Origin of the sequence: Natronorubrum daqingense, from assembly GCF_001971705.1 — an archaeon.
GTDB lineage: Archaea > Halobacteriota > Halobacteria > Halobacteriales > Natrialbaceae > Natronorubrum > Natronorubrum daqingense.
On sequence record NZ_CP019327.1, the window covers coordinates 787,593 to 814,380 of the forward strand.

Genomic DNA, 26,788 nt, shown 5'->3' on the forward strand with positions numbered 1-26,788 from the left:
GTGAGCGATCACCGGTAACGAATCACACCAGACCGTATGAGTTACACACCAGGGGACCGGTACACTGTTTTTACGGTCGCTCCACGTTGATCACATGGCCGACTATCGTCCCATTCCGGACGAACGAGAGCTCTTTCACGACTACCGTAGTTACGCGTTCAGACCGGAGGAGGGTGTTCCCGCGTACGATCCAGACGAACACGAGAGTCCGCGAGACACCCTCGGCTCCCGTCGCGGCCTGTACGTGGACGGCGAATCCGACCCCGCCCCTCGCTGCGTCTGTCGACACTACTGGCTCGAGTCGCGGGTGCGCGGCGATCGACACCGTACGGCCGGGATCGCCTCGGTCGCGGCGCCACCCGAGTATCGGCGCAACGGTCACGTCGCAAAGTTGCTCGCGGAATCGCTCGCCGAGTATCGTGATCACGACGTTCGATTCTCCGTCCTGTGGCCGTTTCAGTACCGATTCTATCGACACTACGGCTGGGACACGGCTAACGGCGTCCTGATCCACGAGTGCGCCCCCGACGTGCTCTCGTTTTCGGAGGGAAGGACAGCAAGTGGCGACGGAACTCTCAGCCGATGCGGCCCCGACGACTACGACCGACTCGAGGCCGCGTACCAAACCCACCTCGAGCAGTACGCGCTCTCACTCGAGCGAGACGAGACGTGGTGGCGACACCGCGTGTTCGGTGGCCACAGCCACGATCCGTTCGTCTACGCCTACGAACGAGACGGCCGGGTCGAGGGATATCTCGTCTACACCATCGACGGCGATCTCGGTGATCGAACGATGGCCGTCGACGAACTCGTCTTCACCGACCTCGAGGCCTTGCGTGGGCTCCTGTCGTTTTGTCGCGATCACGACTCACAGGTCGAACGTGTTCGGTTGCGTCTTCCCAAGAACGTCCCACTGCGGGCGATCATTCGGGACCCCGACGAAATCGAGACGACCCTCGCGGACGGTCCGATGGTTCGGATCGTCGACGTTGCCGCCGCGTTGAGCGCGCTCTCGTATCCGGCGTGTGAAAGCGACCTCACACTCCGCGTCGAGGATCCCGTGAGTGACTGGAACGACGACCTGTTCACCCTCAGCGTGGAAACGGGACTGGGGAAGTGCAGCCGAATTGCAGGGCGAGCAGACAGTGACGAGAACGCCGATGACGATCCCGATATCAGCCTCGATATCGGGGCACTTTCCCAACTGGTCGTGGGGACGCACTCCGCCACGACGCTCGAGCGAATGGGGCGACTCGAAGCGAGCGAGGGTGCTTCCGTCGACACGCTCTCGAGGCTCTTTCCGACGTCCGACGTGTACCTCGGGGATCGGTTCTAAGGAGACGCGCACACTGAAGTGATCGAGCCACGAGATTCCGACATGGTTCGCGTCCTCTCCGATGCAGACGTGTCGTCCGTCCTCGACCTCGAGGCGTTGCTCCCCGTCGTCGCCGAGGCGTTCGAAAAGCAACGCGAGGGAGCCGTCGAACGACCGGAGCGGCCACACTATCCGATCGGGAGAGGGACGAATCCGGACGCACCCGAGCAGCCGACTGGGACCGGCCTCTGTATGCCGGCGTACATCCACGGTGCCCCCTACGCCGCGACGAAACTCGTCGCCGTCTGTCCGGACAATTCCGAACGGGAGCTGCCGACGGTCACCGCACAGATCGCACTCACGGACGCCGAAACCGGACAGCCGGTGGCCTACCTCGCAGGGAACCGAATCACGAACGCCAGAACGGGCTGTATCGGCGGACTCGCCGCTCGCGAACTCGCCCCCGCCGGCTCGCTCGAGGTGGGCGTCATCGGTGCCGGGACGCAGGCTCGCTGGCAAACGCGAGCCATCGCGGCCGCCGTCGGTACCGACCGACTCGAGTCGATTCGAATCTACTCCCCGAGCGATTCGCGATTCGAGTGCGCGCGAGTTCTCGAGTCCGAACTCGGCGCTGGGACGGACGCGGCCTCGAGTCCACGGGGAGCCGTCGAAGACGCCGACGTCGTCGTCACGACCACGACGAGTACGGAACCGGTGTTTCCGGGGGAGGCACTGGCACCTGGTGCACTCGTCGTCGCCGTCGGTGCCTACACACCCGAGATGCGCGAACTCGACGATCGAACGATCGAACGCGCCACTCGCGTGTTCGCGGACGTTCCCGACGAAGCGCGTGAGACGGGCGATCTCCGGGGCCACAACGACCTCGAGGTCGTTCCGTTCGGCGACGTATTGGTGGGACGGACCGGCCGAACGTCGTCGGAAGAGATTCTCGTCCTCGAGAGCGTCGGATCGGCGGTGTTGGATGCTGGGGCGGCGACGTTCGTCTTCGAACGGGCTGAAAAACGGGCCTTGGGTGCGACACAATCGTTGTGAGTGACGATTCTCGCGCCAGCGTCGGAAACGCGGCCACGACACTCAAATAGGCGTCTCCCAAAGTATCGAGCAACAGTCTCTCGATGATCACAGCGACGGGACGAGTCACGATGCTCCGTGGTGGGGAGCTCGGACTACCGAAACCAAAACCCAGTTGGAAGCTGGGACGGAAGGGTGAGCCGGTGCTATCGAGTAATGAAAGGAGTGTCGAGCGATGACGGGACGATCAGTGCCACTTCTCGATCGGGTCACTGACGCGTTCTTCGCGCTCGATACGGATTTTCGCTTCACGTATCTAAACGAGCGAGCGGAGACCCTCCTCAAACGATCTCGAGTCGACCTCATCGGACGTGTCATGTGGGACGAGTTCCCCACGACCGTCGAAACGCAGTTTCCGGATCGGTTCCACCGGGCGATGGACGAGCAGGTTTCCGTCTCCTTCGAGATCTATCACGCCCACCTCGAGACGTGGTTCGAAGCCCGCGCGTATCCCGCCGAGGACGGACTGTCGGTCTACATGCGAGACGTTACCGCGCGGAAAACACAGGAGACGACGCTGGCACAGCACGCGGCGGTCGTCGAGGCCGTTCACGACGCCGTCCTCACACTCGATCGCGATCGAAACCTCGTCACGGTCAACGGCGCAACCGAGGCGCTTCTCGGCATCGACCGGTCGAATCTCGTCGGTAAACACATCGAGTTCCTCACCAAACGCGCCGGGATCGACGACGAGCACGCGATTCAGATCGGCCAGGCAATCACCGACGTCGACGTCGGCAACGCCGTCGACAGACACCTCGAGTTACCGTTCACCGACGCCGACGGAACCGATCGAATTGGCGAGTTCCGATTCGTCCCGATCGAAGACGACGTCGCGACGGTCGCAGCCGTCATCCGCGACGTCACCGACCGACGCGAGTACGAGCGCGTCGTCACGTCCCTCCACGAAATTACCCGCTGGCTCCTCGAGTCGGACGACCCAGAAGAGATCTGTGCGATCGCCGTTCACGCGGGGAGTGACCTGCTCAATCTCCCGATCAGTGGCGTGTGGCTCCTCGACGACGAGCACGGCTACCTCGACCCCGTCGCCGGAACGGCCGGTGCACACGACGAATTCGGCGGATTGCCGCGATTCTCTCCCGGAGAGGGGCTCGTCTGGGATGTGTTCGAATCCGGCACCGTCGAGCGCTTCGACGATTTGACGACGGTCGACGACCTCTACAATCCCGACACGCCGATTCGATCGGAGATCATCGCACCGATCGGCACGCACGGTGTACTCATGACCGGTTCGTTCGAGGCTCACCAATTCGACGAAACAGACGTCGATCTCGTCTCCACGCTCGTCGAGAACACCCTTGCCGCACTCGAGCGCGCCCAGCGCGAGCACGTCCTTCGGGAGCGAACGGCTGAACTCGAGCGCCAGACTGACCGACTCGAGTCAGTCGCAGACGTCCTCTCGAGTGATCTCAAACAACAACTCTCGACGCTCGCCGACGCCCTCTCGGGAGAGAAGACGCCCCACGACCCAATGTGGGAATTTCCACTCGCGGAGGATACCGTCCAGACGACGCTCGAGCGAACCGAACGGCTCGTCGACGACGTTCGCGAGTTCGCACGGAATGCATCGGCTGTCGGACCGCGGACCAGAATCGACCTCGAGTCAGCGATCACGGACGCTCTCGAGCGCTCACGCCTCGAGAGCGAACGCGTCGTCGTCGAGCGCTCTGCATCGCTTCGGGCCGACGACGACCGGTTCGTCCGCCTCCTCGAGACGGCGTTCGACGACACAGCCGCGCGAGCGACCGACGACGTTACGATTCAGGTCGGACTCCTCGGATTTGACACTGACGACCGCACGCGCGGGTTTTTCTTGCTCGACGATGCAGCCGAGATTCCGCCACCAGCAGACGAGCGAGTGCTCGAGCCAACGATGCGCGAACACGACGATGATGGACGCGGGACGAACCCACTTTCAGACGCTGACGATGCCGATGATAGACCAGCAACCGGCGAATCGAGCGTTCGACGCGACATGAGTGAGAGCACGGATGGGCTCGGACTCGCTCTCGTCCGAGCGATCGCCGAAGCACACGACTGGACGCTCACCGTCGACACCGGGATCAATGGGGGGACGAGACTCGAGATCAGTGACGTAACGACACTCGAGGAGACGTCAGATTCCGACTTCGCTCCGTGAATGTGAAGACGCCGTTGTCGGACGGCCTACCGGGCTCGGTCAGTAAGTTTCTTCGAGCAGGGTATCGCGCGTGAGATCCTGACAGAGTCGACGGTAGCCATCTTGATCGAGGAGTTCCTGCATCGTGTCGTCGACTTGAACTCGAAGCACTGCCAGTCGGTCCTGCAGTCGGTCGTACTCGCGACTCGACTTTCGTTCTACCTCGGTTTTTTCCGCGTCCAGGAGGGCTTTTTTCGATGCCAGCGCGAAGAACTCTTGGAGTTGATCGTCGTAACTCGAGCGGAGGTGTAGCTGTTCGACGATCGAACACAACTCGTCTTTCGAGACGGGCTTGACGAGGTAGTCGTCGAATCCCATTTCGACGATGTCGAAGTCGGGTTCGACCGCGGTCACCATTGCGACCCGACAATCGAGATTCCGGTCTCGAATGGTGGTCAAAATCGTATCGCCAGAGAGCCCGGGCATTCGGCGATCGAGGAGCACGATATCGAGACCGTCGTCGATCGAATTCAGCGCCGTCTCCCCGTCGTAGGCTGTTTGGACGGTACACGATTCTGCGAGCCAGGTCGCGTAGAGATCAGCGAGATCAGGCTCGTCTTCGACGATCAGGACAGACGGGGGTTCTCTGGCCATTAAACAGTATCCTCCACCTTCTCGGTTCGTGATTTCAATTGTACCCGGGGAATATCAATATACCGGGTGCACGTGTCTACCGGCCCAAAATCATTACTCGAGAGCGCGTTCAATCGTCGCGCGTCGCTCGCGGATGTCCGCTGCGTCGATACTGAGCTGATGAGTGCCAGCGCTGACCTCGAGCGTTCCATCGGCCGTCGGCTGACCGAGCCTGGTGACCGGTGCAATGCCCTCGAACGCCTCGGCGACGGCTGCTGGCGACTCCGTTTGGATCACTGCTCGACCGGGTTGCTCGTGGAAGAGCGTACCTGTGACAGCTGCATCGTCAGCGTCGTCGGAAACGGGAAGCGAAACCTCGAGTCCCGCGTCGTCCGTGACCATTTCGGCCAGCGAAACGGCGAGACCGCCGTGGCTCACGTCGTGGACGGCGAGCGTCGAGGCGTCGTTCGCGACGTCGGCGAGCGCGTCGATCACGGCCGCTGGCTCGTCGAAGAGCGTCGGGAACGCGTCGCTTCCGCCGAACTGTGCGAGGTACTCGGAACCGCCGAGGCGGGCCTCGTCGGCTGCAGAGTCGTCCTCGGTGCCGAGCGTGAGGTCGCCGACGAGGACGAGCGTGCTGTCAGTCTCCGGAGAAATCGAGAGCGGCGGCGCGTCGTATCCCTCCTTGGTGCCGACCATCGCGAGCGTCGGCGTCGGCGGAATCGGGCCGGTGACGGAGTCGTTGTACAACGAGACGTTGCCGCCGACGACCGGCGCGGAGAGCGTCTCGCACATGTCGGCGAGGCCGTCGACAATCCCCTCGAAGCCGCCGTAGACGTCCGGTTTCTCCGGGTTGCCGCCGTTGAGGCAGTCGACGGCTGCGAGGGGCGTGGCTCCCTTCGCGGCGATGTTCGTCGCGTTTTCGAGGGCGATCGCTTTCGCCCCCTCGTAGGGTGCGGCGCTCGTCCAGTTCGGTGCCGCACCCGACGAAATCGCAAGACCCTGTCCTGTCTCGCGGCCGTCGCCACTCGACCCATTCGCAGAGCCACGCTCCGCGCTCGCTTCGCGAATCGCAATGATCGCCGCGTCGTCGCCCGGTCCGACGCTCGTCCGAACGCCGACCTCGTGGTCGTACTGGCGGTAGACCCACCGCTTCGAGGCCGTGTTCGGACTCGAGAGAACGGCCTCGAAGGCCTCCTCGAGGTCGACCTCGGGAAGGTCCGTGTCCGGCTGGGTCGGTTCCTCGCTGGGAAGGTCGTTCATCGGTGCGCCCTCGCCCAGGAAATAAGCGTCGACGTCGACGACGGTCTCGCCTTCGAATGTACACGTATAGTTGCCGTCCGTGACCTCACCGATGACCGAACAGCCCAGATCGTAGCGCTCGGTGATCTCACGCACGCGATCGACGCTTTCGGGTGCGACCTCGTAGCACATCCGTTCCTGGGACTCGGCGAGGAGAATCTCGAGGGCGTTCATGTTCGGCTCGCGCTGGTGGACGCGCTCGAGTTCGATGTATGCGCCGAGATTTCCTTTAGCGACGAGTTCGCTCGAGGCCCCGCCCAGTCCGGCGGCACCGAGGTCGCGGGCGGACTCGATCAGGCTTTCGTCGATCAGTTGCTCGTTGGCTTCGATGAGCAACTTTTCCGCGTAGGGGTCACCGACTTGAACCGCGGGTCGGTCTTCGGTTTCGGCGTCTTCTGCTAGGTCCTCGCTGGCGAAGCTGGCACCACCGAGACCGTCGCGACCGGTTCCGTTGCCGACGAGGACGAGTTTGTTGCCCGGCTCTTGGGCTTCGGCGGTGACGAGTCGATCGTCGTTCGTCAGGCCGATACAGGCGACGTTGACGAGCGGGTTCCCCTCGTAATCGGGGTGGAAGTCGACGCTGCCCGCGACCGTCGGCACGCCGATACAGTTGCCGTAGTGGCTGATTCCCTCGACGACGCCCTCGAAGAGGTACTTCGAGTGCTCGTGGTCGACATCGTCGGATCGGCGGGCAGTCGAACGCGGTTCGACAAACTCGCCGAAGTACAGCGAGTCGGCCAGCGCGATCGGGTACGCACCCATCGAGAGCGTGTCTCGGACGATGCCGCCGACACCCGTCGCAGCCCCGTCGAACGGGTCGACGTAGGAAGGGTGGTTGTGACTCTCGATGCCCATCGTGATGTAGGTCGACCCCTCCTCTGGGCCGCCGTCTTCGCTTCCCGGCAGCGCGACAACCGCCGCGTCGTCACCCGGTCCGATGACGACCTGCTCGCCCTCACTGTCGAACGCCGACAGCAGCGGTCTCGAGGAGCGATACGCGCAGTGTTCACTCCAGAGGTTTTCGAACAGCGCCGCCTCGGCCGGCGTCGGCTCTCGCTCGAGTTCCTCGACGACGAGTTCGCGATCCGAATCGGCAAGACTCATTCATGTCGGTGATGGAAGTCGGGCAGTAAATGGGTTTCTATATCCACATTCGTGCATAACTACGGGTCGTCGGAGAGGCCGACTACAATTCGAGTTGCTCGTCGTCGAGCCACGATCCGGCCCAGCATTCGATCTCGTCGAACACTGGATCGAGCGATTCGCCCTTGTCAGTGAGACTGTAGTAGGTCGCTACCGGAGCGTCTTCCTCGAGTCTGCGTTCGACGAAGCCCATCTCGCCGAGGTCGTCGAGGACGCGAGAGAGTGTCCGAGCGTTTGCACCCGTCGAGCGCTTGAGTTCGTTGAAGCGTTGTTCGCCGGAGAGGAGTTCGTGCAGGACGGCCAGTCGCCACTTCGAACCGATCTGCTCGAGCGATTCGATGACGGGGCAGGCGTTCGGTTCGTCGGTCTTCGTCGCAGGCTGTTGGGTCGCCATCTATTCGATCTGGCCACGGCTATGGGACGAATCACTTTAGCAGTTCGGATCGAAACCAACTAACACCATGTTAGCAGTGCCACCGAGTACCACACCGACAGAATGCGCTCGGATCGGGGGTATCGTTCGTGACTGACGACTCCCGCGAGACGCTCGAGATCGACGTGGACGACCACGAGGGTTCGCTCTATCGAGTGCTCTCGAGTGCGGTCGTGCCGCGACCGATCGCCTGGGTGAGCACCCGAAGCCCCGACGGTGTCGACAACCTCGCTCCCTACAGTTTCTTCACCGTGGCCTCGGTCGAGCCGCCGGTCGTGCTCTTCGCGCCAGTCGACGGCGAGGACGGCCTCAAGGACACGCCACACAACGTACGCGAGACGGAGGAGTTCGTGATCAACGTCGTCACCGACGGACTCGAGGTGGCGATGAACGAAACCAGTGCGAGCCTCCCGTCCGACGAAAGCGAGTTCGACCACGCCGATATCACGCGAGCCGATTCGAGCGTCGTCGACGTGGCCCGCGTCGCGGAGGCGAAAATCGCGTTCGAGTGTACGCTGCGTGACCTCATCGACGTCGGCGGTTCGACGCTCGTGCTGGGCGACGTGCGTCACGTTCACCTCGACGAGTCGGTCACACTCGAGGACCGAATCGACGTCACCGAGGTCGACGCCGTCGGGCGACTCGCGGGCAGTCTCTACGCTCGGACGGACGATCGATTCGGTCTCGAGCGGCCGCCGTAACCGCTCCGGCCGTCACGCAGTTACTCGGCGAGCAACTCCTCGAGGTTCTCGAGCGCGCGAAGCGTGACCGGAACGGAGCCCACTGCGTACGCCGGCAGTTCGAACGCGATCCGACAACGGTCGCGCTCGAGATCGTCGACCCGGTGGGTCGCGCCCGGTAGGCGCGAGAGCTTCCACGCCCAGCGACGATCCGCGCAGGTCGTGATACGAAACGACGTCCAGACGCCCGAGAGCCGGACGCGGCCGGTCGTCCCCGTTCGAATCCGCCGGTCGCTCGACTCGACGCCGGAGATCAGCGGCGACCACGACGGCCACTCGGTCGTGTCGACGAGCAGTTCCCACGGGTCCGCCGCGGGTGCCTCGAGCACGTGAGAGACCTCGATTCGGCGGCCGTCTTGGGTGTGTATCGGACGAACGCGAGTCATCCCTACGCGCCCCTACGCGGGCGAGACCCATGTGAATTTGCCTCACTCGAGAGTTGTGCAGGAGAGATCGCTATCGCTCGAGGACAGCACACTCAGCACCCGAGGCCCACCGTCAAAGACGGCGAAACAGGTGAGACGGTCGACCGTTTTTCGGAAGGGGTTCCGCCAGTTATCGCGCTCGCTGAGCACATACTGTTTTTTCGGTGGGGTTCGTCTCGAGCGTATGGAGTATACGACACTCGGTTCGACCGGAATGGAGGTCAGTCGACTCTGTCTGGGCTGTATGAGCTTTGGCTCGAGCGACTGGCGCGAATGGGTACTCGAAGACGAGGAGGGGAAGGAGATCATCGACCGAGCGATCGACCTCGGAATCAACTTTTTCGACACGGCGAATATGTACTCGCGCGGCGAGTCCGAACGGATTCTCGGCGAGGCGCTCGAGGGCCATCGCGAGTCGTCCGTCATCGCCACGAAGGTGTTCCACCCGATGCGCGACGACGATCCGCACTCGCAGGGACTCTCTCGAAAGACGATCGAACAGGAACTCGCGGCCAGTCGCGAACGCCTGGGCGTAGACACGATCGATCTCTACCAGATTCACCGTTGGGACTACGACACGCCGATCGAGACCACGCTCCGCACGCTCACAGACGCGGTTCGACGCGGTGAGGTGCGCTACATCGGCGCGTCGTCGATGTGGGCCCACCAGTTCGCCGATGCGCTCGCGACGAGCGAACTGAAGGGACTCGAGCGATTCGTCACGATGCAAAATCACTACAATCTGGTCTATCGGGAGGAAGAACGCGAGATGTTGCCCCTCTGTGCGAACGAGGGCATCGGCGTGATGCCGTGGTCTCCGCTGGCCCGTGGCTACCTCACGCGCCCGCACGAAGAGATCGACGCGACGACGCGCGGCGAGACTGAAGAGCACATGTACAACCATCCCTACCGGGAGGGAGGCGGCCAGGAGATCAACGAACGCGTCGCCGAAGTCGCCGCAGACAACGGCGCGACCATGGCCCAGATCGCTCTCGCGTGGTTGCTCCACAAAGAGTGGGTCGACGCACCGATCATCGGAACCACGAGCGTCGAGCACTTAGAGCAGGCCGTCGAAGCGCTCGAGATTTCGCTCTCGGCGTCGGATATGGCCTATCTCGAGGAACCGTACGAACCGGTCCCGGTGTCCGGCCACGACTGAATCGACCGTTCGGTCGTCGGTTGCGGTCGACGCTGCCCGCGAAATTGACGCCGGGTCCGTTTTCGCCTAATTTCTCGTCGTACTCGTTCGTCGTGACGCGTCGATCGCCGCGTCGAAACCAGCAGTGTGCTGGTAATATCACTCGATGCGTCGACCGTCGAACCGAAGAGCCGACCAGTACCGGTTCGGCTGGCAGTACTCCCATTGTCTGTACCCCCTGTACTAGTTGTATCCATTTGATTAATGTGAGAATACATCTAGAAATACTTGCGCGTACTAATTCGGTACATACACCAACTAGGTAAATTTTAAATTTTGTGTTAGTGCATTGGCGGACGGAATCACCGTGATTCACTCATCCCCAGAACGAACGACCCCCGTCGAACCGCCAGTAAACGCACCTGCCGCCATCAATACGACAGATGACCGCTGAATCCGCGACGCTCGATTCCGACGTTCCCGAACGATTCCTCGAGCACAGCGCCTACCTGTCGTGGCTCGGAATCCAGATCGACACGCTAGGATCCGCGTCCGCGACGGTTCGCCTCCCTGCAGAGAGCAAACACTTCAATCCGGCCCAGGGAACGTCGAAGGCGATAAGCGGCGGAGTCATTTCGACGCTGATCGATATCTCGGGTGGATTCGCCATCTGGACGACGTGCGACGATCCCGAGCGAGCGCAACTCTCGACGATCGACATGAACGTCTCGTTTCTCCACCCCGCGAGCGACGATCTCACCGCCGTCGCCGAGGTCGTCAGATCCGGCGGCTCTTTCGGTGTAGTGGAGGTCACCGTCGAGAGCGCAGCCGAGGACGATCGCGTCGTCGCCACCGGTCGGGCGACCTATCGAATCGGCACCGAGTCGAGTCAGTGATGCGATCCGGCCGAACCGAACCCGCGGATGTCACCGGTTGAAGGACGTCGATCGGCGTGGTTACTCGCCGAGAGGGAAACTGGGGAAGATCGTCGACGGTCGACGATCGTAGGCGAATTCTTTGCAGTATCAGACGTCGACGGGGATGAGAGTGCGATCTGCCTCGCGTGACTCGAACTCAGGGAACCTGTTCGGCGGTCTCGACCAGTTCGTCTTCCGTTCGCCACTCGTGCAGTCGATCGTCGGCCGCGAGCAACTCGAAGACGCCGTCTTCCATCCAGCCGTAGGGATACTTCTCGTCGCTGTTCGGGTACGTCCGCTTGAGGACGTAGCTCTTTTCGAAGTACTCCTCCGTGCCGACGAGGAGCCCCTGCTCGACGAGGAAACCACTCGGTTCTTTCTCGGCGACGCCGACGATGTGGGTGACGAGGTCTGCGATCAGGCAAAACTTCTGGATTCCGTTCTCCCAGTTTCCGCGAACGTCACTCATCTCGAAAGCGTAGGCGTCCGGGCGGCCGTTCAAATGGTCGACGACGCGCTCGAGGCGACGACGCTGCTCGGGGTCGTAGTTCCCGAGGACGAAGTACGAGCGCTCGCGCTCGTAGATCGGCGTCAGTTCGCTCAGCGCGCGGAGGAGTTCCTCGTTCTCTTCGAGCGTGAGGTCGTCGGCCTCGAGTCGCTCCGTCGCACTCGTGAGCACCTCCTCGGGGACCGGCGGCGACTCGTTGGTCATAGCCGGTGATTCATCCGGACCGACAAAAGGAGTTACTACACCGTTTCCGATTTCCGAAATAACTCTCGAGAGGTGTGGGGTCCCGTGGACACGGAGTTTAGTCAGGGGTAATTTACTCGAGGGTAAACTACTTGGTCGACGGTGCCGTAGGTGGATCCATGAGTACCGATGTGGGATCGCCGGCGGGGGCAAAAACGCGCGAACTCTTGCACTTCATCACGCAGGAGACCCGATTCGCACTCCTCACGAACATCGTCCAACACCCCGAGCAGTTGCCGTCGATGTACGAACTCGAGCAACTGAATCCGAGCGTCAGCGAGGCGACCGTGTACAAACACGTCCAGAAACTCGTCGACGCGGGCGTCGTGAAAGCGGTCGCACTGCCCGACGACGAGCGCCAACAAGGCTATCCCTGGAAATTCTACGGGCTGACGGAGGACGGACGGGAATTACTGGAGACGCACAACCTCCTCGCCGCCGAGGAGACGCTCCAGCGAATCTACGAAACGATTTCCGATAAACCCGAGAAGATGGTGAAGTACGAAAACGCGCCCCGACCCGCACACGAGAGGTAACGTCGATTCCGACAGAGCCTCGAGGAGCGGAGATACCCTCGAAACCGCTGACGTCACGATTTTGCTCCCACTCGCTTTCTGTGCCCACTCGAGACAGCGTTAGTCACCTGCTCGAGACGACTGTCGCGATCCGATTAGGAGAACCGTCTGGCAAGATCTGCTTCGGTGATGATGCCGACGGTTTCGCCCGCTTCGGTGATCATCACGGCCTTGTAGTGCTCGAGCAGGTTGCTGATTTCGTCGAGCGTGGCGTCTTTCGAAACCGTCGGGAAGCTCTCGCTCATGTGCGCTTCGACGGGTTCGTCTCGAGCCTCGGAGTCGAGGTGGACGAGGTCGCTCTGACTGATCGAACCGACGGGAATCCCCTCTTGGATGACGGCCAGTTGCGAGTACGCCTCTTCTTCCATCTTGCGCGCGGCTTCCTTGACGGCGTCGTCGGGAGAGACGTTGACGACGGCCTCGTTCATCAAGTTCTCCGCGCGAACGACGTCGCTTTCGGCCTTCTCGAGGGCGTTGACGATCCGTCGGAGTGTCGACAAACGAGGGTCCACGTCACCGCCTTCGATACGGGCGATCAACGGCTGGGAGACGTCCGCCGTATTCGCGAGTTCACTCTGGGTCAACCCGAGTTCGGTCCGGCGCTGGCGGAGGTCGGCGGGTGTCGGGAGCTCCATACGGCTCAATAACTAACGGTTATAGAAAATCCTTTGGGTCAGTGCAGGATCCGACGGCATCGAGCATCGACGCGACGGACCACAGAATTAGTCTTCGTCTTCGGAGACGTCGATGAGGTCAACGACCGAGAGTGGCACGTCGCGAAGGGCACCGCCGACTTCGCTCTTTGCGATCCGAGAGGCGTGTTCCTCGCTGTCCGCGTTGAACACTTCCATCTCGAGACCGAGACCGACGAGCGCGGTATTCGCCGCGACGAAGGCGGAATCGAACGGTTCGCCACAGGCCGGACAGCCCGTCGCACCGACTTCGACCTCGACGTAGTCCATGTTTTCGCTGTTGAGTCGCTTCCCGGCTTCGCTGACCGCGACGCCGATTGCGTCGTCGATCTCCTCGACGTCACGAACGAGCCACGCGGCTTCCATCGCGACGAGATAATTGGCCATATCAGGTGGTCGGTCCGGGGGGTTTCCTGTCTTGCGGTTCGTCGCCGGCGTGCGAGCGAGGCGCACTCCTCAGTGGGTCCACGGTGCGCACGAACGACGGATGATTCTCATACGTTATGAGAATTGCACAGGTCGATTGCTGCATACATAGCCGTACATCGCCTCGAGTTCGTCTCGAATTGTATCGAGTGCAAGTGGAGTTGAATCGCAAGGCGGCGTCGGGTTGGTTTTGCAGGGTTGATCATTATGCCTGGTGTATATCAAGAAAGTTTATATACACCCTCCGATTGGCACCCAGTGAACGCTGATGAAATCCCGCGTGTACCACGCGAGTCTGTTCGCACTGTACCAGCTGTGTATTGTGATCGGTATCGCCGTGATGCCACTCGCAATCGCCGCCCGCCAAGCTGGAGTTACTCTTCCGGTCCACCGACTCCTCGAGAGCGTCGAGGACGCCTACGAAGCAAGTCAGTCACAGACACCGTAAGCCAAAGCATCGTTTTATCGTCGAATGGCGCTATCGGTCATCTCGCTCGAGAGCCATCGGTGCTGATAGCGGAAACCGCGGCGGTGACCGCCGGTGTTTTATATCCTCCCTGTCGTAACGTTCGGTCAATGCGCACACCGCAACATCACTCGGAGTTCTCCCGCACGGTCGATCAGTTGGCCGACGAGACGGACCCCTACAGCCCAGAGATCGGAACGATCCCACAGAACGATCTCTCGCGTGCGGACCTCGATAACGTCAACAAGACGGGAACGACGACGATCGGAATCACGACCACGGACGGCGTCGTCATCGCGACGGACATGCGCGCGAGCCTCGGCGGTCGATTCGTCTCGAACAAAAACGTCCAGAAGGTCGAGCAGATTCACCCGACCGGCGCACTGACTCTCGTCGGCAGCGTCGGCGGTGCGCAGTCGTTCATCGAAACGCTTCGGGCCGAAGTGAACCTCTTCGAATCCCGACGCGGCGAGGGCATGAGCATCGACGCGCTCGCGACGCTCGCAGGGAACTTCGCTCGCGGCGGTCCGTTCTTCGCTATCCACCCGATTCTGGGTGGGGTGGACGACGAGGGCAGCCACGTATACAGCATCGATCCCGCGGGTGGCGTCATGAAAGATGACTACACCGTGACGGGGTCGGGAATGCAACTCGCCTACGGCCACTTAGAACAGGCCTACGAGGACGACCTCTCGAACGACGAGGCGACGACCATCGCCGCACGTTCCATCAAATCTGCTGCCGAACGCGACACCGGCTCCGGTAACGGTGTCTTCCTCTGTGAGATCACCGAAGACGGCGTCGACATCCACGGTCACCACGATTTCGACGAAGTCGTCTAACGCAGTTACTCCAATTTCGCGTTTCGCGTGACGAACGAACCAACGGGCGTCTGCTCCTGAAGACGACGAAATGCCATCCGCTCGTTTCGTCCATCACTCGAGTGAGACGAGTACGACTCAGTGAGGCGTGTGACGACGGCCGTACTCACGCGTCGTGATTCGAATCGATACTCGCTTGCGTTCTCGCTCTCGTTGCACCTCGAGACCCGAGAAAAGAGAGTGATCGTTACTGGTCGACGAACTCGACGGAGACGTCGTTCGGTTCGTCGTCGTACTCGAGTTCGATTTCGAACGTCAACCGAGAGATAACCTGCGTACAGATCTCGCCATAGCGGTGTGGGGCGACCTGAACGACGTCACCAGCGCTCGAGGAGTCGATACCGACGACTTCAGCCTCGTAACACGACTCGGGAACCGTCGTCCCACCGGTGATGATGACGGTATTGCCGTCGTACTCGACGGAATACTCGTCACCGGCATCGGTGTTTTCGGTGGAGATTTCGGAGTCGACGTCGACGACGCGTGGACCGTCTTCGGTTGCCGACGCCGTACTCGTCAGCGTCGCTCCTGCCAGGACCGATACACCAATCGCTTTGAGTGCCGCTCGTCGTTGCATTGCAGTGACATCTTACGACGACGGTGTATGTAACTATTTCCTCACAGTACTGGCGTTATTTTTATGTCCGCTGAGAACTGGCGGGCAGGTTCGAACACGGCGGCCCATCCCACCGTAAAACGTCACCACCAATCGGCGCTCACTGAAGCTTTGCACACTGTTCTGCCTCGAGTTCGGGGGCTTCGAGTTGGGCCGCGCGGCCGGTTTCGCTCGAGCGGTAGATGGCGTCGATGACGCGCTGGACGGTCAGCGCTTCTTCGATGGTATTGGTTTCGGGTTCGGCTTCAGTGGCGACTGCGCGAAGGAACTGTTCGTCCTGTTCGGTGTATCCGGTCACCGACGCGTCGCCGGTGAGCGTCGAGTCGGCGTAGTGATCGCAGCCGGCCGTTCCGGTCTCGAGAATGTCCAGGGCCGTGTCGCCGATATCGAACTGCGCGCCCGCTTCCGTGCCGCGAATCCGAAAGTCCATACTCTCCTCGCGATTCGTCGCCCAGGCGGCCTCGAGCGAGATCGTTTCACCGTTCTCACAGCGGATGAACGCGCTGACGGAGTCGTCGACGTCGTACGTCTCGCTCTTTCCGTCCCACGCGTCGCCGAATCCGTCGGGGTCGGCGTACTCCTCGGCGGAGCCGAACGTCGTTCTGGTTACACCGGAGACCTCCGTAATCTGTGGGAAATCGAGGGTGTAGAGGGCGAGGTCGAGTGCGTGAACGCCGATATCGAGGAGCGCGCCGCCGCCGGCGAGTTCGGGATTCGTAAACCAGGAGCCGGGGCCGGGAACACCTCGTCGTCGGACGTAGTTCGCTTCGATGTGTGTGAGATCACCGAATCGGCCGCGAGTGTGGTGGTCGTCGAACATGGCCATCGACGCGGCGTGACGGTTGTGAAAGCCCACCATGCAAATTCCGTCCGCGTCGGCCGCCGCGCGAGCGATTCGGCGCGCGCTCTCGAGGGTGTGTGCGAGTGGTTTCTCGACGAGCACGTCACAGCCGGCCTCGAGCGCGTCGATCGCGATCGGTTCGTGGAAGCGATTCGGAGTCGTCACGATAACGGCGTCGACGGTGTCGTTGTCGACGAGGCCGTCGTGAGTCTCGTACGTTTGTGCATCGAACTCCGTCTCGAAGCGCTCACGCTGTGCCTCGACGAGGTCAGCGCCGGCGACGACGTTCGCACCGAGTTCCGTCACGTGTCGGGCGTGGAGGTGACCCATTCCACCGAGACCGACAACCCCCACACCAATCCCCGCGCCGATCATCGTAAAATCACCAGTTTCCAAGCACGTCGGATAGAGATGGAAGAAGAAACGGTCCATTTCGTCCTCGATCGTGTACGCTCCCAGTCCATACAGAGAGGCAGCCGCCGATCAAAATAAGGGTTGTGACCACTTTATCGCCACGGTTACAGTGTAATTCACGACATTTGCTATGTTATTCTACCATCAATCGGTAGTACCGAGTAAATCCATATTTCTTCGAGAGATTCAGTGGTGCGATACGTCCCTACTAAGCGAGTGGGCGATGAAGATCACTCGATGGCGACGGTCACGATCTGGAACGAGTTTCGACACGAACGCGAGGATGACGACGTTGCTGCCGTCTATCCGGACGGTATCCACGAAACGATCGCTGACGGGCTCACCGACGGCGAGCGTGTACACGACATCCAGTACGCAACGCTCGAGGAACCCGATCACGGCCTCACCGAGGACGTTCTCGAGCGAACAGATGTCCTACTGTGGTGGGGCCACGAGGCCCACGACGAGGTCGCCGACGAAATCGTCGACCGCGTTCACCGGCGCGTCCTCGAGGGCATGGGGCTGATCGCCCTTCACTCGGCTCACTACTCGAAACCGTTCAAGCGACTCATGGGGACGACGTGTAGCCTCCAGTATCGAGAAGCGGGCGAGACGGAGCGCCTCTGGGTGGTCGACCCGGGACACCCCATCGTCGACGGACTCGACGAGTCACTCGAGTTGCCACGGACGGAGATGTACGGTGAGCCCTTCGACGTTCCCGAACCCGACCGATTGGTTTTCCTCAGTTGGTTCGAGGGGGGCGAGGTGTTTCGCAGCGGGTGTTGTTACCGGCGAGGGAGCGGGCGAATCTTCTACTTTCGTCCAGGTCACGAAACGTACCCGATCTACGAAAACGAAGAGATCCGACGCGTTCTCCGCAACGCGGTCGCGTGGGCCTCACCGACGGACGGCTCACCGCGAACGTTCGGTGAACGCGAGTGACGGTGAGGGCACGGTGACATCGTTTCTCGAGGCGATAGCCGAACGCAGTTTCTCGCTCCCTTAGAAGTACTCGCGCCCCTCGTCTGTGACGACGCTCTCGAGTAACTCGACCGGCGTCGCGTCGTAGTTCGGGTTTTCGATCGCGAAGCCGTCGGCGGGTTCGGGCATGACCTCGCTGCCAGCACGGTACTCGTTTTCGAAGACGAATCCCTCCTCGACGATCTTCGACGCCGATCCGAGGACGGTGACGGGAACGTCGAGTTGTGCAGCGGTCGCCGCGATGGGAAACGTCCCGACGCGGTTGTACAGCGTTTCGTCGACGATACAATCCATACCGACGACGACGCGGTCGCACTCCTCGAGGGAGAGTCCGTGGGCGCTATCGGTGATCAAGGTGGCGTCGACGTTGTCCATTTTAGCGAGTCTGCGTGCCGTCTTGCGGCCGATGAATCGGGGCCGAGCCTCCGTAATGTAGACGTCGAACGATTTGCCGGCCGTCGTCGCGTATTCGAGCGCCTCGAGCACCGTCGAGGAATAATCGTGTGTCAACAAGGTCGCACCGTCCTCGAGAACGTCGGCCGCGTTCTCTGCCGCCAAACGTTTGGCGGCCTCGACTCGGGAGACGACGGCGTCGATTTGCTCTCGCGTGTGGCGCTTGGCTGCCTCGACGCTGTCGAGGTCGGCGTCTTCGACGGCGGTGACGACCTCCCTAACTGCCGTCTGAAGCGAGGCGTGAGATGGGTTTGCCCGCCGAAGGACGGTACCGTTTCGTTCCAACGAACGGACGTACTCTTCGACGGTGGCGAACTCTCGATCGACCAGTTCCTCGAGAGCCCGTGTCGCACGTACCGCCACTACCGAGGAGCTGTGAGTCTGCATTTCCTGTATCTCCTCGACCGTCTCGTCGATCATACTCGGACAGATTCTCGTGAGCGCCAAAGGTGTTCGGGTCGTATCCGATCGAAGGCGACGCGACGAGCGACGACTCGACGCCTCTGTCGGTACAAGCTGACTCCCGTCTGTATCTCGAGTGGCGACGCGAATGGCAGTGGGAGTGACAATGGCACTGGCAACTCGAGCGGACAGTCACTCCCACACGGTATCTGATTTCGGGCGTCTCCTGGAGGCGATTTCTCGCCGGTCAATCGGTCATTGGCTTCCGAGAATGGTGACTGCAAGGACACAACGACCCTCGTTTCGAGCCCCCTCGTCGCGTCTGCGCGTCGCCTCGAGGAGTTCGAGTCGAGCCGCGCATCGGTGAGTGTAAGAGCCCCCAATCGATGGCGGTGAACTCTTGTTTTCTTCGCTTACCCGCGTTCGAAATCAGTTGACGCTCCGTTTCCCAATCTATTCTCAGTATAACAATTCACTGGCTCGCCCTCGGGCAGAAACGTACAGATGACTCACCGAATCGATCGTGCAACAGAGACGGATCAATGAACCGACGAACCTATCTAACGACGGGCCTCGCTCTCGGTGCAACGGGGTTCGCCGGTGTCGGTCTCGGTCAAACCGAAGGGGTGGATGAAGAAGACGTAATCGGCGAGGATCCCGACGATGACGACGAATTCGCAGACGCGGGTCCGGCCTCGCCGCCACCGACCGGGACGTTCGACGACTTCGAAACCCTCGAGCGCTGGCGCGTTAGACAGGATATCGGCTCGTTCGACGTGGATACGGATCGATACTACGAGGGGTCGCAGTCGGTCGTCTTCGAAGCCGATGACGAGGGCCAGACTCGAATCCGTCGCACGCTCAATGATCCGATCGACATCCGAACCGTCGCACCCGGTCTCGCCGTCGCGAGCGAACGAGGGAGCGTCGTCAGGATTCAACTTCAAGACGCCGACGGCGACTACGTCGAGTACAGTCAGCGTGTGCTCGATGGCATGCCGTTAACGCGCAAGAACTTCGGGCTCACTCGCATCCGGGGCGATCCCGACCTCAGCGAAATTTTCGTCCTCCAAATCGTCCACTGGGGCGACGAAGACGCCGACGGAGTCCAGCTCTGGGTCGACGACTTCCACTTCGTCCCAAAACCCGAGACGGGACGGGTTATGCTCCAGTTCCACGGCGGATACGAATCGCACTATACGGTCGCGCTCTCGCTCCTCGAGGAGTACGGCGTCACGGGAAGTGCGTTCGTTCCTCCCGAGCGAATCGGTACCGAATCCGGAAACGGCGAAAATCGACTGACGGAGGGACAAATCGCGTCGCTCGCCGGTGCCGACTGGACGATCGGCAGTTACGCCGCTCGAGGTTCACACCTCGACGGAGGCTCGAGCAGCGAGTTGGCAGCCGAGATCGTCGGCCCGACCGAGTGGCTCGAGGACGGAGGGTACGCGGACGACGGTCGGTTTTTCGCCTATCCAGGTGCAGTATATTCAGAAGCCTCGTACGAACTCGTCGCGGAACACTACGATCTCGGGTTTGCTGGCTCGGCGAGGGCACAGGGTTATGCCGGAAACCCGTATCTGTGTTCGCTCACCAGTTCACCCGAGCCGTTCGAAGCCGCCGACGTCGTCGAGTGGACGGCCGAGCACGGCGGCATCACGGCGATCCCGTTCTACGAAATCGACGACGAGGATTCCTACGAGGCGCTCGAGGAGACGGTCTCACGGATCGCCGAACTCGAAGCAGCGGGACACCTCGAGACGATCTCCCCCGTCGAGATGGCAGAGGAGTACGTCTACTGACGCCGAGTTTCGACGCTTCACCTGAACTCCAAACCGACACTTCGGCGGAACGTGCGGTCGGAAGTTCGTTCGTTCGTCCGTCCGTCTGTCACGTCTCGTCGTCGAACCCGAAGATCCGTCGGAGTTCGCGCTCGATTCGCTCGCGGAGTTCCGTGAGCACCGTCTCGAACTGCTCGTGGTCGGCAACCGGGCCGACGCGCTCTCGAGCGTCGTCCGGGAGTTCGACGCTGAACTCGCCGTCACCGTCGTAAAACGGTTCGCTCTCGCTCAATACCTTCCGGTCGATCGCCCGAAGCACCGCCGAATCGTACCGTCCGTGTAGCTGGTTGTACGCGTTCGAGTAGGCTTCCTCGAGTTCCTCGAAGTAGTAGACGTACTTCTCCTCGAACTTTTCGGGATCGAACTCGGTCATGCCAGCGTGTGGACGGGCCAGCGAGTAAACGGTTCGGAAAGCCACCCTCGAGAGAGTGATCGATCGATCTGACGCGGGTCCCCGTTCCAAGTCGCAGCCCGGACCGGCCACAGATTTACACGCACGACGCCGCTAGCTCCACGCATGAGCGTTACCGTTCGATACACCTGCCCCCACTGCGACGCCGTCGTCAGCCTCGAGCGGCCGCCGGAACTCACCGATCGATCGGTTACGACGACCACGCAGCCGGGGTGGGAGTACGCCACGCCGGACGATCCGAATCGCGAGGAAGCCGACGGGATCGCCTTCGTCTGCGGCGAGGACGGCCCCGTCACCGATCTCGAGGGAGATCCACTCGAGGGCTGTGGGCGTCCGTTTTACCTCAACTTCGTCCGCTACGAACACGGCGTGGAACTCGAGCCTGATCCGCCGACGTACGGCGGTCCGCGATTCGATTTCAACGCGTAGCGTCGCTGACGTCCGCCATCGGCGCTTTCGGTCGAACACAACCCTTTTCGACGGCCAGTTCCACCTACGGATATGGACGAAGACGCCGTTCGCGACCGCCTCCGGACGGTCGACGACCCGGAACTCGGAGACGATATCGTCTCGCTCGGACTCGTCAACGACATCAGCGTCGATGACGACACCGTCGAAGTGGATCTCGCCCTCGGTGCACCGTACTCACCCACCGAAAGCGACATGGCTGCCGAAATCCGCCAGGTGCTCGTCGACGAGGGCCTCGAACCGGAGCTCTCGGCGAGCATTCCAGATCGCGACGATCTCGCGAGCGAGGACCAGGTACTGCCCAACGTCAAGAACGTTATCGCCGTCTCCTCGGGGAAAGGTGGCGTCGGAAAGTCGACGCTGTCGGTGAACCTCGCAGCCGGACTCTCACAACTCGGGGCTCGCGTCGGTCTCTTCGACGCCGACGTGTACGGGCCGAACGTTCCGCGGATGGTCGACGCCGACGAGCCGCCGATGACCACCGAGGAGGAGACGCTCGTTCCGCCAGAGAAGTACGGGGTCAAGCTGATGAGCATGGCGTTTCTCACCGGCGAGGACGACCCAGTCATCTGGCGCGGCCCGATGGTCCACAAGGTCATCACGCAACTCACCGAGGACGTCGAGTGGGGACACCTCGATTACCTCATCATCGACCTTCCGCCGGGGACCGGCGACACCCAACTGACAATGCTCCAGACCATGCCCGTCACCGGATCGGTCATCGTCACCACACCACAGGACGTCGCACTCGACGACGCTCGGAAAGGACTCGAGATGTTCGCCAAACACGACACCGTCGTGTTGGGCATCGCCGAGAACATGTCGACGTTCTCCTGTCCCGACTGTGGCGGCGAACACGACATCTTCGGCTCCGGCGGCGGCGAGGAGTTCGCCGAGACCCACGAGATGCCGTTCCTCGGATCGGTTCCCCTCGATCCAGCCGTCCGAGAAGGCGGCGACGGCGGGAAGCCGACCGTCCTCGAGGACGACTCCTCGACGGGCGACGCGTTCCGGACGATCACCGAAAACGTCGCGAACAACACCGGTATCGTCCACCGACGCGGCATCTCCCAGAGCAGGCAAAGCGGTGCCGTCACGCCCGACCGATGAGCGACGAGGCGACCGACGATGCCACCGCGGCGGGCGAGTTCACCGCTGATCCCGAACGCGTCGCCACGCTTCGCGAAATCGCGGACGACGTCCGTGGCGAAACGAGCGAGAGCAAACAACTCGCGAACATCCTCTATCGCACCAGCGACCTCTACGACGCGAGCGAGGACACGTCGCCCGAATCGATCGTCCGCAACGTCAAATTCATCCTCGAGGTCACCGAGCGCGGCGGTCTCGGTCGCTAACTCGACTCCGCAACCGCCACCGCTCGCGGCCGCGTCGCTTTTGCGCTTCTATCACGACACTCGAGTGTGGACGCGAATCAACGCTCTCGAAGCAACCCCTACGGGATGGACGAGGAGTGCCAGAACTGTCCGGCGCTCTGTGAAACACGCACGCAGGTCGTCCACGGCTACGGCGACGTGGATGCGGACTTTCTGTTCGTCGGCGAACGACCATCCGAGCGTGCTGACCAACTCGGGGTACCGTTCGCAGAACCCGCAACCGATCGATCCGATGGTGAGGAAGGGGCCACGCTCCGACGGATGCTCGAGCGCCTCGGTCTCTGCGATTCGACCTCGCCACCAGACGCACCGCAGGTCGAGAACGTCTATCTCACGAATTTGACGCGGTGTCGCGACCCCGACCGACGGCCGACAGCCGACGAAATCGGCAACTGTGAACCGTACCTCAACGCCGAAATTCGGATGATCAACCCGGAGATCCTCGTCCCCGTCGGCGAGCGCGCCCTCGCGGAACTCGGGGCGACGTACACGACGACCCCAGTCGACGAGCTTTCGCTCCCTGCAGCGCACGCGGCTCGAATCCGTGGCCGCGGCTTCGAACTCGTTCCGATGGTCGCCCCACGCGAGCAGACCGACGAACAGACGCAAGTGTGGCTCGAGGGGTTCGTCGACCTCATGGCGTCGGATTATCGCCAGACGAAGGGACAACGAGATCGCTGAAAATCGGTTCGTCGGGTCGTGTAGCACCGACAGTGTGGCTACCAGTACGGACCCGCTCGCCACTGCTTGGAACGGGCACCGAGGGCGATTAGCGAACCGACGACGAGCGCCGTGACGACGAGGACGGCGGCCGTCGGCGCGAGGTACTCACTCGACTCGAGGAGGTAGCCATCGACGGCCCCGAGGAGGCCGACGACTGCGAGTGCAGCGATAGAGAGGGAGCCGAGCAATCCAACCGAGCGCGGAATCGATCGCGAAATCGCTTGTTCGTCCATGCGCGAGTGCTCGCGTCCCACCACTATAATTCACCCGACGTTCGGTCGGTACCTGGACAGGACAAGGCGAGATGGGACTGGGGCGCAAGCGTCGCCGGGTCCCGACACCGGGAAGCGCCGCGTTCAAGGCCCACCCACCCGGAGTATCGGCCATGCTGGTCGTCGTTCCGGTCGATCCGCCTCGAGAGGGACTCGTTCTCCCATCGCTCGTCGAGAACGCACCGCTATCAGCCACAGAGGCCTGTCGGCTATACGAAGCGAGCGTCGTCGACGTACTCCGAGCGGTCGCTTCGAGTGGCGGCGAGTTGCTGGTCAACTATCGGGACGCGGAGACGCTCCCCGACGACGTCGCGTCCGGTGACCCCGAGGACGACGTTCGGAATCTCGCGACCGACGCGCTCGGGATCCCTGCCGAGAGTGCTACCGAAGCCGATACTGATAGCATCCGCTTCGAGCGACAGGTCGGCTCGAGTCACAGCGCCAGAGTCGGGAACACCGTCACGCACCTCCTCGAGCGCGAAGACGCCGGCAGCGTCGGTGTTCTCGAACCGACTGCTGCGCTCGTCCGACGAACGGAACTCGACGGCGCGGCGATGTCGACCCGGCGAAAGGACGTCGTTCTCGGTCCATCGTCGGACGGGAGTACGTATTTCGCCGCTTTTCACGAGCCGATCGACTTCACCGACGCGTACGTGGGTCCCGAACTCCCGACGCTCGCCGAGCGAGCACGCAACGCGGGTCTCGAGGTCGGATTCGCTCCGATGCTCCCGACCGTCGCTACACCCGCCGGACTTCGATCGACCGTCTCGCTCCTCGAGGCCCGTCGCCACGCGGGAACGCTGCGCGCCGAAGCGACGGCCACCGTCGTCGACGACCTCGACCTCTCGGTGGGTTCCGGGGGGACGCTCGAGCGAGCGTAACCGATAACCCTTTTTGAGCGGACGGAAAAGCAAGAGGTGAGGTGGGGTGGCAGAGCGGCCCAACGCGCCTGCCTTGAGAGCAGGTGGCTGTCAAGCCTCATGGGTTCAAATCCCATCCCCACCGCTTTCTGCGAGAAAATACGACGAACGTAGTGGGGAGTCTTTCGAGCAGAAAGCGAAACGTGGGATTTGAACTAGACCAGTCGCGCGCAGCGAAGCGAGCACGTCTGGGCGTAGTTCAAATCCCATCCCCACCATCCACAACTCACCTCCCTTTCAGGACCCTCGAGTACGTCTCGAGCGAGCCACTTACTCAGCTGCCGAAGGTCGTCCGGAGACGACATCGTCCGTCCACGTTCCGCGGAGGAACCAGAGGCCGGCGACGAGGACGCTGACGACGTTCGACAGTGCCATCGCGTACCAGACCCCCGTTTCACCGATTCCAGCCCACTCGATCAACGCGAGTGCGACGGGAATTTGGATGATCCACAGCGAGAGGATCGAAAACGCCATCGCGATTCGGGTGCTTCCGCTCCCGCGGAACGCACCCATCAGGATCTGGAAGACGCCGAGGAAGGCGAACGTCGGACCGACGATCATCAGGAAGTCGGCACCCATCTGGACGACCTGTCCGGACTCGTCTTCCGTGAGGAAGATCTCGATAATCTCCGGTGCGAACGCGTAGACGGCGACGCTCATCGCCGCGAACGCCCCGCCGATGATCCCTGCGTTCAACAACACGCCGCGGCGAGCACGACCCGTCTGATCGGCACCGAGATTCTGCCCGACGACGACCTCGGTTGCCTGTGCGACGCCCAGCGAGAGCAGCGTAAAGACGGCGTAGACGCGACCGCCGACGCCGTAGGCGGCGACGGCATCGGAGCCGGCGATCGCAACCAGCGCCGTCAACACCGCGAGGCCGAGCGCTCGAGTACTCTGCTCGATACCGGCGGGGATTCCAAGCCGAACGATCGTTTTGACCGTCTCGAGTTGCAGTCGGAACTGCGAGAGCGTCGGACGGATTCCCAATTGGCCGGAGACGAGCAGCCAGATGCCGACCGCTGCGCCGACCGCGCGACTGATCACCGTCGCGATGGCGGCTCCCTGCACGTCGAGTCCGGTGAAGCCTGTCATCGAGTAGAGCGTCGCCTCGAGGGACTCGAGGCCGACGACGCTGAAGACGGGGTTGTCTTCGAACCCGAGAATAAGGAAGGGGTCGAGGACGATGTTGAGGACGACGCTGATCGCCATCAGGTACATCGGCGTTCGGGTGTCTCCCCACCCGCGCAACAGCGCCTGAAACATGAAGAACGCGAAGACGGTAACGGTCCCGAGGAACCAGGTTCGCGTGTAACTGACGGCCATCTCGTGGACCGCACTGCCGGCGTCCGCGCCGACGAGGGTGAGCAACTGCGGCGTGAAGATGTAGCCGATTATCGACGCGACGATGGAGACGAGCAGGACGAACGACATCGTCTGCCCGACGACGTGATCGACCTCCTCGTGGTTGTCCGCGCCCTTGTGCTGGGCGATCAGGATCGTTCCGGCGACGGTGAAGCCGCCGCCGATGGAGATAATGAGGAAGATGATGGGGAAGGCGAAAGAGATCGCCGCGACCGCGTCGGCACTCACGCGGCCGACCCAGAACGTGTCCGCGATGTTGTACGCGACCTGGAGCAACTGCGTGACGATCAGCGGAATCGCCAGAAAGACGATCGGTTTGAGCAACTCGCCGTCGGTCACGTCGACGGAACGATCCTCACCGGTTGCCGTCATCGTTCACCAACGAGTGGAGAGCTAGTCACCAAAGCCGGCAGCCAAGCACGCAAATTCACCGGACAGTGCATAACCGCCCGCTGGAGGACCTCCGTATCGAACAGAATCCGCTCGAACGTATTTTGTGGGGACCTCCCATTCGATTGCCACATACTGACTGACTAGTCAGTCAGTGCCTATAGGCGTTTTGTGAGAGACAGTCTCTGGGAACCGACTCACAAACGAACGTACTGGAACGGCCCAAA

General features: G+C 61.9%; 29 protein-coding genes and 1 tRNA gene. 17 read left to right on the plus strand and 13 right to left on the minus strand.

What is annotated here, in order from left to right; genetic code table 11:
• Nucleotides 1-94 precede the first annotated feature (94 nt).
• From BB347_RS03860 to BB347_RS03870, 3 genes are all read left to right on the plus strand, one after another.
• The gene (locus BB347_RS03860; protein ID WP_076578223.1) at nt 95-1,336 is read left to right on the plus strand and encodes a GNAT family N-acetyltransferase; all 1,242 of its coding nucleotides are present in this window, start codon (nt 95-97) and stop codon (nt 1,334-1,336) included.
• A 42-nt stretch (nt 1,337-1,378) separates the two neighbouring features.
• Complete coding sequence (locus BB347_RS03865) at nt 1,379-2,368, plus strand: ornithine cyclodeaminase family protein (RefSeq protein WP_076578221.1); 990 nt, start codon at nt 1,379-1,381, stop codon at nt 2,366-2,368.
• Between the two features lie 214 nt (nt 2,369-2,582).
• Entirely contained in the window at nt 2,583-4,568 is a 1,986-nt protein-coding gene (locus BB347_RS03870; RefSeq protein WP_076578219.1) for a sensor histidine kinase, read from the plus strand.
• A 39-nt stretch (nt 4,569-4,607) separates the two neighbouring features.
• Here the strand turns inward: BB347_RS03870 and BB347_RS03875 are convergent, their stop codons facing one another.
• The 3 genes from BB347_RS03875 to BB347_RS03885 form a co-directional block, all read right to left on the minus strand.
• On the minus strand, nt 4,608-5,201 hold the full coding sequence (locus tag BB347_RS03875; RefSeq protein ID WP_076578214.1) for a response regulator transcription factor: 594 nt from the start codon (nt 5,199-5,201) through the stop codon (nt 4,608-4,610).
• A 93-nt stretch (nt 5,202-5,294) separates the two neighbouring features.
• Complete coding sequence (gene purL / locus BB347_RS03880; RefSeq protein ID WP_076578212.1) at nt 5,295-7,586, minus strand: phosphoribosylformylglycinamidine synthase subunit PurL; 2,292 nt, start codon at nt 7,584-7,586, stop codon at nt 5,295-5,297.
• A gap of 82 nt (nt 7,587-7,668) precedes the next feature.
• Entirely contained in the window at nt 7,669-8,019 is a 351-nt protein-coding gene (locus BB347_RS03885; protein WP_076578210.1) for a winged helix-turn-helix transcriptional regulator, read from the minus strand.
• A gap of 128 nt (nt 8,020-8,147) precedes the next feature.
• Here BB347_RS03885 and BB347_RS03890 point away from each other — a divergent pair, with 128 nt between their 5' ends.
• Nucleotides 8,148-8,759 (plus strand): flavin reductase family protein, encoded by a 612-nt coding sequence (locus tag BB347_RS03890; protein WP_076578208.1) that lies wholly within the window; start codon nt 8,148-8,150, stop codon nt 8,757-8,759.
• 20 nt (nt 8,760-8,779) lie between these two features.
• Here BB347_RS03890 and BB347_RS03895 read toward each other — a convergent pair whose 3' ends face one another.
• Nucleotides 8,780-9,184, minus strand: a complete 405-nt coding sequence (locus BB347_RS03895; protein ID WP_076578206.1) for an SRPBCC family protein — start codon at nt 9,182-9,184, stop codon at nt 8,780-8,782.
• Between the two features lie 223 nt (nt 9,185-9,407).
• Between BB347_RS03895 and BB347_RS03900 the strand changes: the two genes are divergently transcribed.
• Both BB347_RS03900 and BB347_RS03905 read left to right on the plus strand, forming a co-directional pair.
• The gene (locus tag BB347_RS03900) at nt 9,408-10,382 is read left to right on the plus strand and encodes an aldo/keto reductase (RefSeq protein WP_076578204.1); all 975 of its coding nucleotides are present in this window, start codon (nt 9,408-9,410) and stop codon (nt 10,380-10,382) included.
• 422 nt (nt 10,383-10,804) lie between these two features.
• Nucleotides 10,805-11,257, plus strand: a complete 453-nt coding sequence (locus BB347_RS03905; protein ID WP_076578202.1) for a PaaI family thioesterase — start codon at nt 10,805-10,807, stop codon at nt 11,255-11,257.
• A gap of 178 nt (nt 11,258-11,435) precedes the next feature.
• Here the strand turns inward: BB347_RS03905 and BB347_RS03910 are convergent, their stop codons facing one another.
• Nucleotides 11,436-11,990: a hypothetical protein gene (locus BB347_RS03910; protein ID WP_076578201.1), complete on the minus strand. Its 555-nt coding sequence runs from the start codon at nt 11,988-11,990 to the stop codon at nt 11,436-11,438.
• A gap of 158 nt (nt 11,991-12,148) precedes the next feature.
• Between BB347_RS03910 and BB347_RS03915 the strand changes: the two genes are divergently transcribed.
• Nucleotides 12,149-12,565 (plus strand): MarR family winged helix-turn-helix transcriptional regulator, encoded by a 417-nt coding sequence (locus BB347_RS03915; RefSeq protein ID WP_076578199.1) that lies wholly within the window; start codon nt 12,149-12,151, stop codon nt 12,563-12,565.
• Nucleotides 12,566-12,699: 134 nt separating this feature from the next.
• Here the strand turns inward: BB347_RS03915 and BB347_RS03920 are convergent, their stop codons facing one another.
• Together BB347_RS03920 and BB347_RS03925 are read right to left on the minus strand one after the other, a co-directional pair.
• Entirely contained in the window at nt 12,700-13,239 is a 540-nt protein-coding gene (locus BB347_RS03920) for a CBS domain-containing protein (RefSeq protein ID WP_076578197.1), read from the minus strand.
• Between the two features lie 87 nt (nt 13,240-13,326).
• Nucleotides 13,327-13,683 carry a DUF555 domain-containing protein gene (locus BB347_RS03925; protein ID WP_076578195.1) on the minus strand — a complete coding sequence of 119 codons (357 nt, stop codon included), beginning with the start codon at nt 13,681-13,683 and terminating at the stop codon, nt 13,327-13,329.
• A 307-nt stretch (nt 13,684-13,990) separates the two neighbouring features.
• Between BB347_RS03925 and BB347_RS03930 the strand changes: the two genes are divergently transcribed.
• Both BB347_RS03930 and psmB read left to right on the plus strand, forming a co-directional pair.
• Nucleotides 13,991-14,170, plus strand: coding sequence for a hypothetical protein (locus BB347_RS03930; protein WP_076578193.1), 180 nt, complete (start codon nt 13,991-13,993; stop codon nt 14,168-14,170).
• A gap of 128 nt (nt 14,171-14,298) precedes the next feature.
• On the plus strand, nt 14,299-15,030 hold the full coding sequence (gene psmB, locus BB347_RS03935; protein ID WP_076578191.1) for an archaeal proteasome endopeptidase complex subunit beta: 732 nt from the start codon (nt 14,299-14,301) through the stop codon (nt 15,028-15,030).
• 226 nt (nt 15,031-15,256) lie between these two features.
• Here psmB and BB347_RS03940 read toward each other — a convergent pair whose 3' ends face one another.
• Nucleotides 15,257-15,646 (minus strand): hypothetical protein, encoded by a 390-nt coding sequence (locus BB347_RS03940; protein WP_076578189.1) that lies wholly within the window; start codon nt 15,644-15,646, stop codon nt 15,257-15,259.
• Nucleotides 15,647-15,785: 139 nt separating this feature from the next.
• The gene (locus BB347_RS03945; protein ID WP_076580121.1) at nt 15,786-16,901 is read right to left on the minus strand and encodes a Gfo/Idh/MocA family protein; all 1,116 of its coding nucleotides are present in this window, start codon (nt 16,899-16,901) and stop codon (nt 15,786-15,788) included.
• Between the two features lie 276 nt (nt 16,902-17,177).
• Here BB347_RS03945 and BB347_RS03950 point away from each other — a divergent pair, with 276 nt between their 5' ends.
• Nucleotides 17,178-17,882 (plus strand): ThuA domain-containing protein, encoded by a 705-nt coding sequence (locus tag BB347_RS03950; RefSeq protein ID WP_076580119.1) that lies wholly within the window; start codon nt 17,178-17,180, stop codon nt 17,880-17,882.
• A 60-nt stretch (nt 17,883-17,942) separates the two neighbouring features.
• Here BB347_RS03950 and BB347_RS03955 read toward each other — a convergent pair whose 3' ends face one another.
• On the minus strand, nt 17,943-18,794 hold the full coding sequence (locus tag BB347_RS03955; RefSeq protein ID WP_076578187.1) for a translation initiation factor eIF-2B: 852 nt from the start codon (nt 18,792-18,794) through the stop codon (nt 17,943-17,945).
• Nucleotides 18,795-19,318: 524 nt separating this feature from the next.
• Here BB347_RS03955 and BB347_RS03960 point away from each other — a divergent pair.
• Nucleotides 19,319-20,578, plus strand: a complete 1,260-nt coding sequence (locus BB347_RS03960) for a polysaccharide deacetylase family protein (RefSeq protein ID WP_076578185.1) — start codon at nt 19,319-19,321, stop codon at nt 20,576-20,578.
• A gap of 88 nt (nt 20,579-20,666) precedes the next feature.
• Here BB347_RS03960 and BB347_RS03965 read toward each other — a convergent pair whose 3' ends face one another.
• Nucleotides 20,667-20,990 carry a DUF5783 family protein gene (locus BB347_RS03965; RefSeq protein ID WP_076578183.1) on the minus strand — a complete coding sequence of 108 codons (324 nt, stop codon included), beginning with the start codon at nt 20,988-20,990 and terminating at the stop codon, nt 20,667-20,669.
• 144 nt (nt 20,991-21,134) lie between these two features.
• On the opposite strand from BB347_RS03965, the gene BB347_RS03970 reads away from it, so the two are divergent.
• The 4 genes from BB347_RS03970 to BB347_RS03985 all read left to right on the plus strand — a co-directional run bounded on the left by BB347_RS03970 (nt 21,135) and on the right by BB347_RS03985 (nt 23,572).
• Complete coding sequence (locus BB347_RS03970; RefSeq protein ID WP_076578181.1) at nt 21,135-21,458, plus strand: hypothetical protein; 324 nt, start codon at nt 21,135-21,137, stop codon at nt 21,456-21,458.
• A 72-nt stretch (nt 21,459-21,530) separates the two neighbouring features.
• Nucleotides 21,531-22,607 (plus strand): Mrp/NBP35 family ATP-binding protein, encoded by a 1,077-nt coding sequence (locus BB347_RS03975; RefSeq protein WP_076578179.1) that lies wholly within the window; start codon nt 21,531-21,533, stop codon nt 22,605-22,607.
• Complete coding sequence (locus BB347_RS03980) at nt 22,604-22,852, plus strand: hypothetical protein (protein WP_076578177.1); 249 nt, start codon at nt 22,604-22,606, stop codon at nt 22,850-22,852. Before BB347_RS03975 ends, BB347_RS03980 begins: the two co-directional genes overlap by 4 nt.
• A 105-nt stretch (nt 22,853-22,957) precedes the next feature.
• A complete protein-coding gene (locus BB347_RS03985; protein WP_076578175.1) occupies nt 22,958-23,572 on the plus strand; it encodes a uracil-DNA glycosylase in 615 nt (204 codons plus the stop codon).
• A gap of 38 nt (nt 23,573-23,610) precedes the next feature.
• Here BB347_RS03985 and BB347_RS03990 read toward each other — a convergent pair whose 3' ends face one another.
• Nucleotides 23,611-23,847, minus strand: a complete 237-nt coding sequence (locus tag BB347_RS03990; RefSeq protein ID WP_076578173.1) for a hypothetical protein — start codon at nt 23,845-23,847, stop codon at nt 23,611-23,613.
• Nucleotides 23,848-23,999: 152 nt separating this feature from the next.
• Between BB347_RS03990 and BB347_RS03995 the strand changes: the two genes are divergently transcribed.
• Both BB347_RS03995 and BB347_RS04000 read left to right on the plus strand, forming a co-directional pair.
• Nucleotides 24,000-24,767, plus strand: coding sequence for a hypothetical protein (locus BB347_RS03995; RefSeq protein ID WP_076578171.1), 768 nt, complete (start codon nt 24,000-24,002; stop codon nt 24,765-24,767).
• 40 nt (nt 24,768-24,807) lie between these two features.
• A tRNA-Ser gene (locus tag BB347_RS04000) sits at nt 24,808-24,891 on the plus strand.
• A gap of 185 nt (nt 24,892-25,076) precedes the next feature.
• On the opposite strand, the gene BB347_RS04005 is transcribed toward BB347_RS04000, so the two are convergent.
• Complete coding sequence (locus BB347_RS04005) at nt 25,077-26,543, minus strand: MATE family efflux transporter (protein WP_076578169.1); 1,467 nt, start codon at nt 26,541-26,543, stop codon at nt 25,077-25,079.
• Nucleotides 26,544-26,788 lie beyond the last annotated feature (245 nt).

Bases quoted from the DNA above. Each gene is read 5' to 3' on its own strand.
- BB347_RS03990 (WP_076578173.1), bottom strand. From the start codon at position 23,847: ATGGACGAACAAGCGATTTCGCGATCGATTCCGCGCTCGGTTGGATTG.
- BB347_RS03895 (WP_076578206.1), bottom strand. From the start codon at position 9,184: ATGACTCGCGTTCGTCCGATACACACCCAAGACGGCCGCCGAATCGAG.
- BB347_RS03860 (WP_076578223.1), top strand. From the start codon at position 95: ATGGCCGACTATCGTCCCATTCCGGACGAACGAGAGCTCTTTCACGAC.
- BB347_RS03930 (WP_076578193.1), top strand. From the start codon at position 13,991: ATGAAATCCCGCGTGTACCACGCGAGTCTGTTCGCACTGTACCAGCTG.
- BB347_RS03995 (WP_076578171.1), top strand. From the start codon at position 24,000: ATGCTGGTCGTCGTTCCGGTCGATCCGCCTCGAGAGGGACTCGTTCTC.
- BB347_RS03970 (WP_076578181.1), top strand. From the start codon at position 21,135: ATGAGCGTTACCGTTCGATACACCTGCCCCCACTGCGACGCCGTCGTC.
- BB347_RS03955 (WP_076578187.1), bottom strand. From the start codon at position 18,794: ATGATCGACGAGACGGTCGAGGAGATACAGGAAATGCAGACTCACAGC.
- BB347_RS03920 (WP_076578197.1), bottom strand. From the start codon at position 13,239: ATGGAGCTCCCGACACCCGCCGACCTCCGCCAGCGCCGGACCGAACTC.
- purL (WP_076578212.1), bottom strand. From the start codon at position 7,586: ATGAGTCTTGCCGATTCGGATCGCGAACTCGTCGTCGAGGAACTCGAG.
- BB347_RS03910 (WP_076578201.1), bottom strand. From the start codon at position 11,990: ATGACCAACGAGTCGCCGCCGGTCCCCGAGGAGGTGCTCACGAGTGCG.
- BB347_RS03925 (WP_076578195.1), bottom strand. From the start codon at position 13,683: ATGGCCAATTATCTCGTCGCGATGGAAGCCGCGTGGCTCGTTCGTGAC.
- BB347_RS03870 (WP_076578219.1), top strand. From the start codon at position 2,583: ATGACGGGACGATCAGTGCCACTTCTCGATCGGGTCACTGACGCGTTC.
- psmB (WP_076578191.1), top strand. From the start codon at position 14,299: ATGCGCACACCGCAACATCACTCGGAGTTCTCCCGCACGGTCGATCAG.
- BB347_RS04005 (WP_076578169.1), bottom strand. From the start codon at position 26,543: ATGACGGCAACCGGTGAGGATCGTTCCGTCGACGTGACCGACGGCGAG.
- BB347_RS03965 (WP_076578183.1), bottom strand. From the start codon at position 20,990: ATGACCGAGTTCGATCCCGAAAAGTTCGAGGAGAAGTACGTCTACTAC.
- BB347_RS03875 (WP_076578214.1), bottom strand. From the start codon at position 5,201: ATGGCCAGAGAACCCCCGTCTGTCCTGATCGTCGAAGACGAGCCTGAT.
- BB347_RS03885 (WP_076578210.1), bottom strand. From the start codon at position 8,019: ATGGCGACCCAACAGCCTGCGACGAAGACCGACGAACCGAACGCCTGC.
- BB347_RS03980 (WP_076578177.1), top strand. From the start codon at position 22,604: ATGAGCGACGAGGCGACCGACGATGCCACCGCGGCGGGCGAGTTCACC.
- BB347_RS03905 (WP_076578202.1), top strand. From the start codon at position 10,805: ATGACCGCTGAATCCGCGACGCTCGATTCCGACGTTCCCGAACGATTC.
- BB347_RS03915 (WP_076578199.1), top strand. From the start codon at position 12,149: ATGAGTACCGATGTGGGATCGCCGGCGGGGGCAAAAACGCGCGAACTC.
- BB347_RS03940 (WP_076578189.1), bottom strand. From the start codon at position 15,646: ATGCAACGACGAGCGGCACTCAAAGCGATTGGTGTATCGGTCCTGGCA.
- BB347_RS03950 (WP_076580119.1), top strand. From the start codon at position 17,178: ATGGCGACGGTCACGATCTGGAACGAGTTTCGACACGAACGCGAGGAT.
- BB347_RS03945 (WP_076580121.1), bottom strand. From the start codon at position 16,901: ATGATCGGCGCGGGGATTGGTGTGGGGGTTGTCGGTCTCGGTGGAATG.
- BB347_RS03865 (WP_076578221.1), top strand. From the start codon at position 1,379: ATGGTTCGCGTCCTCTCCGATGCAGACGTGTCGTCCGTCCTCGACCTC.
- BB347_RS03985 (WP_076578175.1), top strand. From the start codon at position 22,958: ATGGACGAGGAGTGCCAGAACTGTCCGGCGCTCTGTGAAACACGCACG.
- BB347_RS03975 (WP_076578179.1), top strand. From the start codon at position 21,531: ATGGACGAAGACGCCGTTCGCGACCGCCTCCGGACGGTCGACGACCCG.
- BB347_RS03960 (WP_076578185.1), top strand. From the start codon at position 19,319: ATGAACCGACGAACCTATCTAACGACGGGCCTCGCTCTCGGTGCAACG.
- BB347_RS03900 (WP_076578204.1), top strand. From the start codon at position 9,408: ATGGAGTATACGACACTCGGTTCGACCGGAATGGAGGTCAGTCGACTC.